Here is a 14,755-nt window from a genome sequence, read left to right on the forward strand (position 1 = left end):
AATGTGCCCGCCCAGGCGTCTTGCGGGGGAGAGACTGGAGATGTTGATGTCCAATACTGAAAATCAGTCATCGAGCGGACTGGACCGTATTCTGACCTTGGAGCTGGCTCGCGTCAGCGAGCGCGCGGCCGTATCTGCCGCACGTCTTCGGGGGCACGGTGACGAAATGGCGGCCGACCAGGCTGCGGTGGACGCAATGCGGCGCGAGTTGAACAGGCTGCCGATCGACGGCACCGTGGTGATTGGTGAGGGCGAACGTGACGAAGCGCCGATGCTCTATATCGGTGAGAATGTCGGCACCAAGCAGGGTCCCAAGGTGGATATTGCGCTCGACCCGTTGGAAGGCACGACGATCTGCGCCAAGAACCTGCCCAACTCCCTGGCCGTCATCGCGCTTGCTCCGGAGGGCGATCTGCTCAACGCGCCGGACAGCTACATGGACAAGATTGCGATCGGTCCGGGTTACCCGGCCGGCCTGATCGATCTCGACGCTCCGATCGGTGACAACATTGCCGCTGTTGCCAAGGAAAAGGGTGTTGCCGTCAACGAGGTCACGGCCTGCGTTCTGGACCGGCCGCGCCATGCACGTCTCATCGAGGAAATCCGGGCAACGGGCGCCGCCATCCGCCTGATTGGTGATGGCGATGTGGCAGGTGTTATCCACACCACCGATCCGGAAGAAACCGGCATCGACATCTATGCCGGCATTGGCGGTGCTCCGGAAGGCGTGCTGGCCGCGGCGGCGCTGCGCTGCATCGGTGGTCAGATGCAGTCCCGCCTGGTGATTACCCGTGATGAACAGGTCGAACGCGCGCACCGCATGGGCATCGACGACATCAAGAAGAAATACACTCTGGAAGAGATGGCCGGCCCTGACGTGCTGTTTGCCGCCACCGGCGTGACGGATGGCAACTTCCTTCAAGGAGTTCGCTTCGGGCGCAATCACATCACCACCCACACCGTGGTGATGCGCTCGTCCACGGGCACGGTCCGTTACATCAAGGCCCAGCACACGGATCTTGAAAAGTTCCATCTGGACTGAGTAGAGGCTGAATGCAGGACCATTCCGAGGAAGACGTCCGGCGGCTCGTTCTGGGGGTCGCCCGCTCGGCAAATGACAATTCCTGGCGGGAACGCCTGAGCTCTTCTGATGCGCGGGCTGCAATGGCGATTTCCCAGACCCATGGGCTGCCGGATGTGCTTGCACGTGTCATGGCAGCTCGAGGCGTCCAGCCGGACGAGGCCCTGTCCTTCCTCGAACCGTCTCTCAAGACGCTGATGCCAGATCCTTCCGGCCTGGTGGACATGGACGCCGCGGTCGCTCGGGTGGCCGATGCGGTTCAGGCAGGCAAGAAGATCGCGATCTTCGGCGATTACGATGTCGATGGGGCCACGTCATCGGCGATTTTTGCGAAATACCTGCAGTGGCTCGGCCTGAACCCGGTCATCCACATCCCGGACCGGATCATCGAAGGGTATGGCCCAAACGGTCCGGCAATCGAGGCACTGCGCGAAGGTGGCGCGGAGCTTCTGGTGACGCTCGATTGCGGCAGCACGTCCTTCGAGGCCTTTGAAACCGCGCAGAAGCTTAACCTTGACGTGGTTGTCATCGATCACCACCAGGTGGGTGAAACGCTCCCCGATGTGCGGGCACTGGTGAACCCGAACCGGCAGGACGACCTGTCGGGACAGGGGCACCTTGCAGCTGTCGGCGTGACCTTTCTGTTTCTCGTCGGCTTGAACCGGGAATTGCGTCAGCGCGGCGCGTTTCAAAATGGCGGCCAGCCGGATCTGATGGCGCTTCTCGACCTCGTGGCGCTTGGAACCGTGTGTGACGTGGTTCCCTTGCAGGGTTTGAACCGGGCCTATGTGACGCGCGGTCTGGAGGTCATGCATCAAAGGCGCAATTACGGCCTGACGGCCCTGGCCGACGCTGCGCGCGTCAGTGGCAAGCCTGCGCCCTATCATCTGGGTTTCCTTGTCGGGCCCCGGATCAATGCCGGCGGCAGGATCGGCGATGCGGCCCTGGGCGCGCGTCTTCTGACCACGGAAGACCCTCATGAAGCACGCACGATTGCCGAACGTCTTGATCAGCTCAACAGCGAGCGCCAGGCAATGGAAGCGCACATGCTGGAGCAGGCCGGGGCAGAGGCCGCCCTGGCTATCGAAACGCGAGACCCCGCCGTTTTGCTGACAGGATCGGATGACTGGCATCCCGGCATCGTCGGATTGATCGCATCCAGGCTGAAAGAGGCCCACCGGCGGCCGTCCTTTGCGATTGCCTTCGACGAGACGGGCAAGGGCACCGGGTCCGGCCGGTCAATTCCAGGTGTCGATCTGGGCCGTGCCGTGCGCAAGGCGGTGGAGGGCGGGCTCCTGGAAAAGGGAGGCGGTCATGCAATGGCCGCCGGATTGACGGTACGGCGCGAACGCACCGAAGAGCTGGAAGCCTTTTTCAATCAGGAACTCAAGGAAGATGTCGCAACCGCAACCGCGACTCGGGACCTGAAAATAGACGCGGCCTTGACGGCAACCGGCGCAACGCTGGATCTGCTGGAACTGCTTGAAAAGGCAGGGCCTTATGGGGCCGGGCATTCTGAACCGGTTTTCGCCTTTCCGGCTCATCGGGTGTCCTTTGCGGATGTCGTCGGCAAGGGACACGTCCGGGCAACGCTGGCCGCCGGGGACGGGACGAGCCTGAAGGGGATCTGTTTCAAGGCCGACGACAAGCCGCATGGCAGGATGTTGCTTGAGGGCAGGGGACGGAACCTTCATGTCGCCGGATCTTTGTCGATCGACACCTGGCAGGGAACGCCCAAGGTTCAGCTGCGCATTCTGGATGTCGCCGATCCGCAAAAAACCAGACTTTGAGCCTGGGTCACCTCAAGGGTGTTAACCAAATTCTAAGGCTCTCGGCCTAGCGTTTCCTGACACGAAGGAATCGTGAGGTGAAGGCATGCGCGCTCAGAATGAGCTCTCGCCCTATTTTGCGGAAATCGACCGGCGCACGGACAGGGCCCTGAAAGGGATCCGTGAGGTTCGCCGCTCCGCCAAGCTCAAGTCCCTGCCCAGAGAACCAAAGTCCTCGGTGGTCGGCACCGGGTTCCTGATCGTCCTTGCGGCGTTCATCGGCTTGTTTCTGGACTGAAGCAGAGCTGCAATTGCAGCTTGATCTGGCTTGAGGTCTGCTTTTATGTCTGTCGTCCCTTCAGTGGAGGCAGGCAGGCTTCATGACGAATTATCCCATTGCACTTTGGTCTTTCAATCTTGGCCGCGCGCCCGGGTCTGTTGCTGACTTCGCAGCCCAGATCGAGGAGGGGCTGCAACGCGCGGCCGCCGCTGGTGCAAAGCTTCTTCTGCTGCCGGAATACGTGAATGAATGCTGCCTGGCCTTCAAACCGGCTGGCTTGCGTCCGGATCAGGAAATGGATTTTCTGGCCGATGCGGCGCAGGAACTGATCCCCCATCTGTCGCCCTTGCCTCAAAAACATGGTGTTTCACTGCTTGTCGGTACAGTTCCGGTGAAGGCACCGAATGGCATCACCAACACGGCGATACTTTTGACGGCGGATGGCCGGGAGATTCTCCAGGACAAATTGTGCCTGACGCCTTTCGAGCAAAGTTCTGACACCTGGAGCCTGACACCGGGCACAGAACTGAAGGTGTTTGAACTCGATGGCCTCAAAATGGCAATCCTGATCTGTCTGGATGTGGAAATGCCGGCGCTGAGCAGCCTGCTGGCCCGTCAGGAAATCGACCTTCTGCTGGTTCCGTCCATGACGGAAATGCTGTCCGGCTATCACCGTGTCTTTGGCTGCGCCAAGGCGCGGGCTGTAGAGTTGATGTGCGCGGTCGCCGCCTGCGGCGTGGTCGGGGCGTCGAAGGGGACAACGCAGAACGAATCAAACGTGTCCGGCGCGGCGCTCTATTTGCCTTGTGAGGAAGCGTTCGGGTTTACCGGGATCGGCGCAGAAATCGCGCCGACGGACGGCAAGGAAGGCGAAGAGCCGTTTCTCATGGCTGAGGTTCCGCTTCAGCAACTGAGAGACCTCAGGTCAGGAAAAGCCGAGGTTTGGCCGGGCGCATGGACTGCCGATCATGTGAGTGTTTTAGCAGGCTAATAAAACCTCAGCGATTGTTAGGTTTGAAGCGACATGCACATTGTGCACTTTTGACTTTACGGAACCCCTCCGAATGTCTATATACCGGCCATCCGAAACAAGGTGATCCGGGAATGGGTGTCGCTAAGGCAATAACAGCGCAGGAAGGCTCGTGGCTGCACGGTTTAAGTGGTTTGTTTGTCAAACCGCCCCGTTTGCAGATCGCGGCACTGTGCTTTCGCCCTGGTGACGGGGAGCCCGAGATCCTGCTTGTTTCCACGCGTGACACCGGGCGCTTGATCCTGCCCAAGGGCTGGCCCGAAACCGACCGGCCGGCAAGCGAGACGGCCCTATTGGAAGCCTATGAGGAGGCCGGGGTCGTTGGCGCGGCAGATCCGCGCCCGATCGGAAGTTTCCGGTCTTTCAAGGGGCTTGCGGACGGGATCAGGATCCGGACAAAGGTTCTGGTTTTCAAGATCCGTTTTGAGAAGCAGCTGAAGACCTTTCCGGAGATCGGTGAGCGGGAATGCCATTGGCTGCCGCTTTCGCAGGCGATGGAAAAGGCTGATGAACCGGCATTGAGACGGTTCTTGCGCAAGCACCGCACCGATCTCACCTGAACCGTCGAGGCCTTTCTCGTCCGATCGGCAATGATGACGCATCCTTGTCGCCAAGCCGTGCGACATTGGGTTTCCAGGCGATTTCAGGCACGCCCGGGATCCGACGAACAACAAGAATGGAATAAACGGTGAGGCCGACTGGGTGCTGACAAACAGGGACCTGAAATCGAAGGGTCTTGACAAGGATCTCGACAGACTGGGGTTTTTGAGCGATGCAGCCGAAGCAATGGGACGCCGGCTGACGGGGCTCGGGCTGGCCGTGATTTTTCTGGGCCTGTGCGCCGCCATTGCCGCGACGCAGATCGTCTCGGACGACTTTTCCGACATCGTGATCCTTGTCAGCGCCAGCGCAATCGGCGGCTATATGGCGCTCAATATCGGGGCCAATGACGTTGCCAACAATGTCGCGCCGGCGGTCGGCGCACGCGTGATCACGCTCGGCGGAGCGCTTGTTCTGGCGGCAATCTGCGAGAGTGCAGGAGCACTCCTGGCCGGCGGGAGCGTGGTGACCACGGTGTCCAGCCAGATCCTCAGCCCGTCGGATGTTTCGCATAACTTTGTCTTCATGCAGGCGATGCTGACGGCGATGGCTGCAGCGGCCCTCTGGATCAATTTTGCGACGGTTATCGGGGCGCCGGTGTCAACGACGCATTCGATTATCGGTGGCGTGGTCGGGGCCGGGATTGCAGCAAGCAGCTTTGGCGCCATCAACTGGACCACGGTGTCGACGATTGCAGCTTCCTGGGTGTTTACACCGGTTCTGGGAGGCATCATCGGGGCAGCCCTCATTGCGTTCATCAATGCCCGGGTCGTCTATACCGCCAACAGGATCGTGGCCGCGCGGTTCTGGTTGCCGATTTTGCTTGGGCTCATGGGGGCGACGTTCACGGCCTTCATCATGCTCAAGACGTCCAATCGTTTCTTCACTGCTCCCGGCTGGGTGTCACCGGTGCTGTCTGTCTTCATCGGCCTTCTGATCTGGTCGCTCTACCGGCGCCTGGTCTATTCCCAGACAGGTGCAATGGAAGACAGTGCGCGTGCGCTCCGGAACCTGTTTGCCGTTCCGCTGATGGTAACCGCCGGTCTGTTGTCGTTTGCCCATGGGGCCAATGATGTTGCCAATGCCATCGGGCCCCTGGCGGCCATCGTGCTCAGCCTGTCCTCCGACTTTCCGGACCTGGTGTTCTGGTATCTGGGCTCGCTCAACCCCGTTGTTCCCTTGTGGGTGAGCGCTGTTGGCGCCTTCGGCATCTCCGCAGGTCTTCTGCTGTTCGGGCGGCGGCTCATCACCGTTGTCGGCAAGAAAGTCACCAAGCTGAACCCGGTCCGGGCCTTCTGCATCACCCTGGCCACGGCCGCCACTGTTCTGGGAGCTTCCGCTCTGGGGCTTCCCGTCTCCTCGACCCATATCGCGGTGGGGGGCCTGTTTGGCGTTGGTTTCTACCGGGAATGGTACCGGAACCGCTATTACGCCGAAAACGGTGTGATGAAGCCGCGCAGGTTCTTGAAGAACCGAGAAGAGCGCCGGAGAAGACTGCTGGTGCGACGTGCCAACCTGCTCACGATTGTGGCAGCCTGGGCTGTCACGGTGCCCGCGTCAGCCATGCTGGCCGCGGGCCTGTTTCACCTGTTGAGCCTTGTGATGTCGGTCGGTTGACCAATCGCGCCAGAAGCGTTGAGCGAATGCCGGGCCATTTGCTTGGGGCCACCAACCCGGTGTGTGTCAGGGTCAAAAGAGCACTCAGTGCATTTTCCTGATGGCGTGTTTCTGGTATCCTTCAGGGTTCAGACCAACAAATCCAAAAAGACATCATGGCATTTTCGTATTCAGGACCGGACTACAGGCCTTCTCTTCTGCAAAGCGTTCTCGCGATGTTTCGCCGGCCGGCGCGCTTGCAGATCGCGGCCCTTTGCCACCGCATGCGAGAGGGCAAGGTAGAGGTGCTGCTGGTCACCTCAAAATCGACACGCCGCTGGATCTTGCCAAAAGGGTGGCCCATCCTCTCCCGGAGAGCCCATCGAACCGCGGCAATCGAAGCGTTTGAGGAAGCCGGTGTGACCGGCAGGGTGCACAAGAATCCCTTTGCCAGCTTTTCCTCCTACAAGGGTGGAGAGGCTGGATTGAAACTGCGAACGGAAATTCTTGTGTTTCTGGTCGATGTCGAAAGTGAAGCGGAAGAGTTTCCCGACTCGGCAGAGCGCGACGTTCGATGGGTGTCGATCAAGGATGCTGTCAGAATGACCAATGAGCCTGGCCTGATTGACGTCTTTCGTAAGCTTAATCACTTATACGGCTAAGAAAATTTGTCCGTTCCACGCGCTTCCGGTTGACCTTTGCGAGCGATTGTTTAAGGCAAACGCCAAACGAGACCGTCCGGCGTCTCCGACAGGATGCCGGTAAGCCGTGAACTGGATTGCCATGCGGAATTTGAAGAAGCCGACGCTCGACAAGGATCTCGACAAGTTCAGCTACATGGAAGAGGCGGCCGGGTCTCTCGGGCGCGGGCTGATCGCGCCTGGCATCGCACTGGTGTTCATTGTGCTTTGTGCGTTGGGAGCTGGGGCATCTATGTCCGGAACGCCCGGCGCGGTTGTCATCGTCGCAGCTGCCGCCATTGGTGCTTACATGGCACTGAACATCGGTGCCAACGACGTTGCCAACAACGTCGGGCCAGCTGTTGGATCACGCGCCATGACGCTGGTGACGGCGCTGATTATCGCGGCCGTCTTCGAAAGTGCCGGTGCGCTGATCGCAGGCGGCGACGTTGTCGGGACGATTTCAAAAGGCATTATCAGTCCGGATTCGATTGCAAGCTCGAGCGTGTTCATGGCCGCGATGATGGCGGCTCTCGTCTCTTCAGCACTCTGGATCAATCTCGCCACATGGATCGGCGCCCCGGTATCCACCACCCATTCCATTGTCGGCGGCGTGATGGGGGCGGGGATTGCAGCGGCCGGATTTGGCGCAGTCAATTGGGTGACAATGGGCAGCATTGCTGCCAGCTGGGTGATTTCGCCGTTTCTTGGCGGTCTGATCGCAGCCGGTTTTCTCGCCTTCATCAAGTCCGTCATCATCTACCAGGACGACAAGATCGCAGCAGCGCGCAAATGGGTGCCGGTCCTGATCGGGGTCATGGCCGGGGCCTTTGCCAGCTATCTCGCTCTGAAAGGGCTCAAGAAGATCATCAAGATCGATCTCCCGCTGTCCCTGGTGTTGGGGAGCCTTGTCGGTCTTGCGGTCTGGTTTGCGGTGCGCCCACTCATAGACCGGCAGTCCCGGGGGCTTGAAAATCGAAACCAGTCCCTGCGCATCCTGTTTTCCATTCCCCTTGTATGTTCGGCGGCCTTGCTCTCCTTCGCTCACGGAGCGAACGACGTGGCAAACGCGGTGGGGCCTCTTGCTGCCATCGTTCACACTGCCGAACTGGGAGAAGTGGCGACCAAGGTGAGCATTCCGCTTTGGGTCATGGCGGTCGGTGCGTTCGGCATCTCGTTTGGCCTGCTGTTGTTCGGGCCCAAACTCATCAACATGGTCGGTCAGCAGATCACCAAGCTGAACCCGATGCGCGCCTATTGCGTGTCCCTCTCGGCGGCCATCACGGTCATCATTGCCTCCGGTCTCGGCCTACCGGTCAGTTCCACTCATATTGCAGTTGGGGCTGTCTTCGGCGTCGGGTTTTTCCGCGAATGGTATACCGAACGCTCCAAGCGCCGCCTGGACTACGTGAACAAGCACCAGTCCGCCGGCGGCCGGCAGGTACGGCCAATCCGCAATCGTGAGGAACAGGCCCGTCGCCACTTGGTTCGGCGGGCCCACTTCATGACCATCGTTGCAGCATGGATCGTGACGGTTCCGGCCGCGGCGGTCCTGTCCGGTGCACTCTATTTCGTGATGATCAAGCTCATCGGCTGACGAAACAGGACCGTCTAGCGGGACGCCAGGTGTCCTGCCGGTTCAAGCGTCAGATGGGCCCAGACCGGCAAATGGTCCGAAGCAACACGCGCCGTCTTGGACTTGTGAACGCCTGCCTTCTCGACGGTGAATTCGGGGCTGGTGATGATCCGGTCCAGGCTGCCGACGGGCAGGGGGCTGGGGAAACTCCGGCCAGGCGTTGTCACCTCGTAATGTTGCTCGAACAGCTTGATGCTGCCGGCCGTATCCCGCCATTCGTTCAGGTCCCCGATCAGGACGGTCGGCAGGTAGTCGAGATGTTCGTGCAGCTGGTGCATCAGCGAAGTGATCTGTTTCTTGCGGAAATGGCCGACCAGGCTGAGATGCATGGCAGCGACGCGGATCTTTTCACCACCAACCTGCAGATCAACGGCGACTGCGCCGCGTGGTTCGAGTTTCGGCAGGTCGATCCGCCGATGGTCGAGAATTCCGATCGAATTGCGGACCAGAATGGCATTGCCGTGCCAGCCCAGGCTTCGGTCTCGGGTCGCGAAATGCACAGGCCGGTAGTCGGTTTCCGCAAGAATGCTTTGCGGGTCGATTGTGCTTTCTCGAGGCCCGAAACGCTTGTCGGCTTCCTGCAGGGCCAGGATGTCACAATCCAGTTCCTGGATAACTTTCAGCGTCCGGTCCGGACGGCGGCGGGCATCGACACCGATAGCCTTTTGTATGTTGTAGGATCCGATTTTCAGCATGTCAGTCAGGTATGGCGGGCGTATGGGGGCTGATGCAAGCAGGATGACGGGTGGCCGCCTCTATTGCGGCAAATTTAGGCAGCTTTGTGCTGGTCCATGCGTTCGGTTGCTTTCTTCAGGGCGTCGAAACAGGTCTTGTCGAGACCGGTGCCGACATCTCCTTCCATAATGCCGAGGGCCTTGGGCAAGGGCATTGGCCCGCGATACGGCCTCTCGGCTGTCAGGGCGTCGAAAATGTCGGCGGTGGTCACGATCCGCGTTTCCATTGAGATCCGGCTCGCTGTCAGACCGTCAGGATAGCCGCGGCCATCCAGTTTTTCATGATGTCCGCGCGCAATCGGCGACAGATCGGCGAAGCTCTCGATCCGGGAGAGGATCTCGTCGGAATAGACCGGGTGCATGCGGATCTGCTGCCATTCCTGATCATCGAGTTTACCTGGTTTGTCGAGCACCGAGTTGCTGACCCCGAGCTTGCCGATATCGTGCAAAAGCGCAGTGCGTTTCAGAAGCTGTCGGTCACGGGTGCCATATCCCAGTTCTTCCGCGATCATGTCGGTGTAAAGGGTGACCCGTTCGCTGTGTCCGGCCGTGAACGGGCTCTTGCTGTCGATCACAAGCGCAAATCCGTGGGCGATGTCATCCAGCTGGCTTTCGTCCGCAAACCTGAGATGTTGAGCCGGTTCCAGTCCATAGACGACGGCATCGATCCCCTCGGAATGCAGCGTCGTCCAGAAGTCCGGATCGCGGGCAACAATTTCTGCAGCTTCCACCAGAGCGGGATCGAACCAGCTGCCAGACCGGTCTCGCAGTTCCTGGAGTGCGCCATCGGGGCCGGAATGGATCTGAAAGACGTCCATCACCTGCGCCAGCAGGGCAATCTGGGCGAAGACCGGGATCGTGGTACCTTTCAGACCAGCTGGCCGACCACCACCGTCCCAATGCTCATCCAGACTGTAGATGCCGTCAACGACCGGCTCCGAGAAGTGCATCTGCCGGGCGATGTCGGCGCCGCGCTGGCACCGCGTCTCGATCATCTCGTTGGCAATGTCCCCGCCATTTTGCAGGATGTTGACGATGGCCCGCACGCGCTCGGCAAAACCGTGTTTCAGTCCGGTATGGCCGAGCACGAACCGCAACGCGGCCGGCAGACTGTCGCTGATGGTCTTGTAGTCGTGTTTGAAGGTCAGGTCGTCTGTCAGGTAGAGTTCACAGATCCGGGCCGCATTGCTGGAGCAGCCGAGGTCCTTCAGAAGCAGCGTGTAGTAGAGATCGCTCAAGAGGGCGTCGCTCAATCCGATCTGCCGGCCGACATGAATGCCAATCCAGCAGCACCGCACGCAGTGGCCGCGCGGCTGGCCTTCGGTGATGTCGAGAGCGTGGCTGAGAGCGCCGAGCAGTTCCGCCAGTCGAAGCTGTTTCGTGACGTGATCGGACATGAACGGCAATCCTTGCAGAACCTAAAGGTCCGCAAGGATTGCAGGGCTTTGTTAAGATGTGGTGTTTCGCGCCGTGTTTATGCGGCCTGCAGCTCCTGCGCCGACTGCACCAGCAGGCCGGCAACATAGTCCATGAAGGACACCCAAGCCTCGACCATGAACGTGTCCGGGCCGGTGCGCCAGAGCAGCACCGGTGCCTTGTGGAAGACGGTCCGCGTGACGGTGCCGACCGGAAAGGCGTCCAGCGTCAGGTCGATGAAGATGCCGGTATTGAGCAACCACTCGGCCTTGCTGCCGCTGACGATCACGGCCAGCGAACGATGGGACACATCCACCAGGGCGTGAGGTGTGTCGCCAAGTTTGCTCTCGATCGCCTGGAAGACTGTGTCCAGCTCTTCTTCAGGCGCCAGCAAGGTCCATTCATCCGGCCCCATCCAGAGGGCAGCCCGTTTCGGGGCCGTCTCGCAGGCCATTGGCTTAACTGGAAGCGACACACCAAAGGCCTCGCCCGCAGCCTTGAGAGAGGCTTCCCGGCCGCGATAGGAGAGGCGGGTGACAGGCACTGCCTTCAGGATCGACACGTCTGTCAGGCTGAGGAGCGGGTTTTCGCCGGCGTCCGGCGTGATCAGGTCATATGCCACGAGATCAGACATTGATGCGTGCTCCTTCCTTGTCATAGAACACCGGGCCGGTCACTTCGACCGGAATGCTGCCGGTGGGCATGGGCACATAAAGGGTCTTGCCTTCCAGCGCATGCCCGTTCTTGACGATCGCCAGCGCGATGTTCCGGTCAAGCGCGGGGCTGTAATAGGACGAGGTCACATGGCCTTCGGCCGCTGTGCCGGTGGCCGGGTTCTCGGCTACCGTGATCTGCGCGCCTTCCTCCAGCTTGACCTTCGGATCCTTGGTCAGGAGGCCGACGAACTGTTTCCGGTTCTCGGCCACAAGATCCGGCCGTTCCAGACCGCGCTTGCCGACGAAGTCGTGCTTCTTCTTGCCGATCGCCCAGCTCATGCCGGCGTCCTGCGGGGTCACGGTGCCGTCCGTGTCCTGACCGACAATGATGTAGCCTTTCTCGGCGCGCAGGACGTGCATGGTTTCCGTGCCATAGGCCGTGCCGTTGTGCTTTTCGATTTCCTTGGCCAGCGTCTCCCACATCATCTTGCCATGGCGGCGCGGCACGTTGATCTCAAAGCCGAGCTCACCGGTGAAGGAGATGCGGAACAGACGGCAGGGAACGCCACAGAACGTGCCTTCCTTGACGCTCATATGCGGGAACGCATCCGCGGCGAGATCGATGCCCTCGATGAACGGTGCAATCACTTCCCGGGCCTTTGGTCCCTGGACGGCGGCCACGGCAAACTGCTCGGTGGTCGAAGTGATCCAGACATCAAGATCAGGCCATTCGGTCTGCAGGTAGTCTTCCATGGTGGCAAAGACGCTCGGCGCGCCGCCGGTCGTCGTCGTCACGTGGAAGCGGTCTTCCGCGAGGCGGCCGATGACACCATCGTCGACGATGAAGCCGGCATCGTTCAGGAGCAAACCGTAGCGGCAGCGTCCGGGGGCCAGCTTCTTCCAGGGGTTGGTGTACATCCGCTCCAGGAATTCTGCTGCATCCGGACCAACCACTTCGATCTTGCCGAGCGTGGAAGCATCGAACAGGCCGACGCTCTCGCGGGCCGTCTTGCATTCCCGTGCAACGGCGGCATGCATGTCTTCACCGTCTTTCGGGAAGTACCAGGTCCGCTTCCACTGGCCGACATCCTCGTAGACACCGCCATTGGCCACCACCCAGTCGTGAGACGGGGTCTTGCGGACCGGGTCGAAGAAGTCACCGCGGGCAACACCGGCAAACAGGCCGAAGGTTGTTGGTGTAAACGGCAGGCGGAAGGTGGTCAGACCCACATCCGTGACCGGACGGTCCAGCGCGCCGGAGGCGATCTGCAGCGCGTTCATGTTGGACAGACGGCCCTGGTCGGTCGCCATACCGGTGGTGGTGTAGCGCTTGATGTGCTCGATGGACTGCATGCCTTCGCGCACGGCCAGTTTGACGTCCTTTGCCGTTACGTCGTTCTGATAATCGACAAAGGCTTTCACGCGCGACGCATTGCGGTCATGCGGCAGGGCACCAAGCGTGCCGCCGGCACCGGCTTCGCCGCCGGTCGCGACCGAGTAGGTTACCTTGGCGGATTTGCCCGTGGCCGACTTGGCGGCTTCCTCGCCGGCCGCGTAGCCGTCTTCCAGGGTGGCCTGCAGGCCGTACAGCCCCTTGGACGCCCCGGTCGAGCGCTCGTTCTGGACAGACTTGCCGGGCACATAAGCGCCCTTGTCGGCATCCCAGACCACTTTTCCGCGGGACTGGGAGTAGAGGCTGACAGTCGGTGTCCAGCCACCGGACATCAGGACAGCGTCACACGTGACCTGGCCGCCGGAGGCAACCTTGCCGGATGTCATCAGCTTGCCGAGCAACGCGGCTTTCACGCGTTTGCGGCCAAGCGTTCCGGTGACAACACAGCCGGCTTCCACGCGGATGCCGCGTGCCTGGGCGATCGAGATCAGATTTTCCGGCGGGTTTTCGCGCATATCCGCGATTGCGACGACATCGACACCGTGATCCTTCAGGTCGAAGGCTGCCTGCCAGGCGGTGTCGCAGGCCGTCGTGACCAGCACCTTGTGACCGACCTTCACGCCGTAGCGGTTGAGATAGGTCCGGCCGGACTCTGCCATGAGAATGCCCGGACGGTCGTTTTCCGGGAACACCATTGGCCGCTCGATGGCGCCGGCGGCGATCACGACTTCCTTGGCCCGCACCTGCCACAGCCGCTCGCGCGGCAGTTTCGGATCGGGATTGGAAAGGTGTTCGGTCACGCGTTCGGCAAGCGCGATGAAGTTATGCGCGAAATAGCCGAAAGCGGTTGTACGTGGCAGCAGCGTGACGTTGTCCATGCCCGCCAGCTTGGCGATGGTTTCGCCGACCCACTCTGTGGGCTCCTTGCCGTCGATGCTGGCGCCGGCTTCACTCAGCAGCGAGCCTCCGAACTCGGCCTGCTCATCGCACAGCATGACCTTTGCGCCGGTTTCCGCTGCCGCAAGAGCGGCCGCCAGACCGGACGGGCCGGAGCCGACAACGAGCACGTCGCAATGGGCATAGATGTTGCCGTAGAAATCCTGGTCCGGGTTTTTCGGCGGTTTGCCGAGGCCGGCTGCCGCGCGGATGATCGGCTCATAGACCCGGTCCCAGAAGGCTTTCGGCCACATGAAGGTCTTGTAGTAGAAACCGGCCGGGAACAGCGGTGACAGCATGTCGTTGACGGCGCCGACATCGAAGCCGAGCGAGGGGAACCTGTTCTGCGAGATCGCTTCCAGCCCCTGATAGAGCTCAACCTGGGTAGCGCGCAGGTTCGGGGTCTGGTCGCCGTTGCGGTAGATGCCGACCAGCGCATTCGGTTCTTCAGAACCGGCAGAAACGATGCCACGCGGCCGGTGATACTTGAACGAACGGCCGACGAGATGCACGCCGTTGGCAAGCAGCGCAGAGGCGAGCGTATCGCCCTTGTGACCCTGCATTTCCTCGCCGTCAAAGGTGAAGGTGAGCTGTTCGGCGCGGTCGATCCGGCCGCCTTTTTCTGTACGGAATGGCTGGCTCATTTGCCGGCCTCCTTGGCAAGCGCTTCAAGGTCCGGCATTGGTTCTCCGGCCTTGTAGAATGTCAGAAACTTGTCGCTGACGGTGTCGCGGACTGCGTTGAAGAAACGGCCGCAACCGTGAATGTGACGCCAGCGTTCGGCATAAACACCCTTGGTGTTGGTGCGCATGTAAAGATAGTTGACCCAGTCCTCGTCGCTGACCTGGGACGGATCGGTCGGGCGGGCGATATGCGCCTCACCGCGGCAGGAAAACTCCGTTTCCGGCCGTTCGACGCCGCAATAGGGGCAGTAAACCACTAGCATCT

Annotated in this window: 13 protein-coding genes; 8 read left to right on the top strand and 5 right to left on the bottom strand. The window is 60.8% G+C overall.

Translation table 11 applies throughout. The features are described from left to right. The first annotated feature begins 46 nt into the window (after positions 1 to 46). The 8 genes from glpX to CHH27_RS04380 all read left to right on the top strand — a co-directional run bounded on the left by glpX (position 47) and on the right by CHH27_RS04380 (position 8,633). Positions 47 to 1,042 (top strand): class II fructose-bisphosphatase, encoded by a 996-nt coding sequence (glpX, locus tag CHH27_RS04345; protein WP_208988550.1) that lies wholly within the window; start codon positions 47 to 49, stop codon positions 1,040 to 1,042. Positions 1,043 to 1,053: 11 nt separating this feature from the next. Beyond that, complete coding sequence (gene recJ / locus CHH27_RS04350) at positions 1,054 to 2,871, top strand: single-stranded-DNA-specific exonuclease RecJ (protein ID WP_094070494.1); 1,818 nt, start codon at positions 1,054 to 1,056, stop codon at positions 2,869 to 2,871. An 85-nt stretch (positions 2,872 to 2,956) separates the two neighbouring features. Continuing rightward, positions 2,957 to 3,148, top strand: coding sequence for a hypothetical protein (locus CHH27_RS04355; protein ID WP_094070495.1), 192 nt, complete (start codon positions 2,957 to 2,959; stop codon positions 3,146 to 3,148). Between the two features lie 82 nt (positions 3,149 to 3,230). After that, positions 3,231 to 4,121 (top strand): nitrilase-related carbon-nitrogen hydrolase, encoded by an 891-nt coding sequence (locus CHH27_RS04360; RefSeq protein WP_094070496.1) that lies wholly within the window; start codon positions 3,231 to 3,233, stop codon positions 4,119 to 4,121. A 173-nt stretch (positions 4,122 to 4,294) separates the two neighbouring features. Beyond that, a complete protein-coding gene (locus CHH27_RS04365; RefSeq protein ID WP_094070497.1) occupies positions 4,295 to 4,720 on the top strand; it encodes an NUDIX hydrolase in 426 nt (141 codons plus the stop codon). 142 nt (positions 4,721 to 4,862) lie between these two features. Continuing rightward, a complete protein-coding gene (locus tag CHH27_RS04370) occupies positions 4,863 to 6,377 on the top strand; it encodes an inorganic phosphate transporter (protein WP_247646190.1) in 1,515 nt (504 codons plus the stop codon). A gap of 236 nt (positions 6,378 to 6,613) precedes the next feature. Beyond that, positions 6,614 to 7,018, top strand: a complete 405-nt coding sequence (locus CHH27_RS04375; RefSeq protein WP_208988552.1) for an NUDIX hydrolase — start codon at positions 6,614 to 6,616, stop codon at positions 7,016 to 7,018. Between the two features lie 121 nt (positions 7,019 to 7,139). Further along, positions 7,140 to 8,633 carry an inorganic phosphate transporter gene (locus CHH27_RS04380; protein WP_094070499.1) on the top strand — a complete coding sequence of 498 codons (1,494 nt, stop codon included), beginning with the start codon at positions 7,140 to 7,142 and terminating at the stop codon, positions 8,631 to 8,633. Positions 8,634 to 8,647: 14 nt separating this feature from the next. On the opposite strand, the gene CHH27_RS04385 is transcribed toward CHH27_RS04380, so the two are convergent. From CHH27_RS04385 to CHH27_RS04405, 5 genes are all read right to left on the bottom strand, one after another. After that, entirely contained in the window at positions 8,648 to 9,367 is a 720-nt protein-coding gene (locus tag CHH27_RS04385; RefSeq protein WP_094070500.1) for an endonuclease/exonuclease/phosphatase family protein, read from the bottom strand. Positions 9,368 to 9,441: 74 nt separating this feature from the next. Continuing rightward, on the bottom strand, positions 9,442 to 10,803 hold the full coding sequence (locus CHH27_RS04390) for an HD-GYP domain-containing protein (RefSeq protein ID WP_094070501.1): 1,362 nt from the start codon (positions 10,801 to 10,803) through the stop codon (positions 9,442 to 9,444). Positions 10,804 to 10,880: 77 nt separating this feature from the next. Beyond that, a complete protein-coding gene (locus CHH27_RS04395; RefSeq protein ID WP_094070502.1) occupies positions 10,881 to 11,456 on the bottom strand; it encodes a sarcosine oxidase subunit gamma in 576 nt (191 codons plus the stop codon). Continuing rightward, a complete protein-coding gene (locus CHH27_RS04400; RefSeq protein WP_094070503.1) occupies positions 11,449 to 14,451 on the bottom strand; it encodes a sarcosine oxidase subunit alpha in 3,003 nt (1,000 codons plus the stop codon). Before CHH27_RS04400 ends, CHH27_RS04395 begins: the two co-directional genes overlap by 8 nt. Continuing rightward, positions 14,448 to 14,753, bottom strand: a complete 306-nt coding sequence (locus CHH27_RS04405) for a sarcosine oxidase subunit delta (RefSeq protein ID WP_094070504.1) — start codon at positions 14,751 to 14,753, stop codon at positions 14,448 to 14,450. Before CHH27_RS04405 ends, CHH27_RS04400 begins: the two co-directional genes overlap by 4 nt. Positions 14,754 to 14,755 lie beyond the last annotated feature (2 nt).

This window comes from Labrenzia sp. VG12, assembly GCF_002237595.1.
In the GTDB taxonomy this organism is placed as follows: Bacteria; Pseudomonadota; Alphaproteobacteria; order Rhizobiales; family Stappiaceae; genus Roseibium.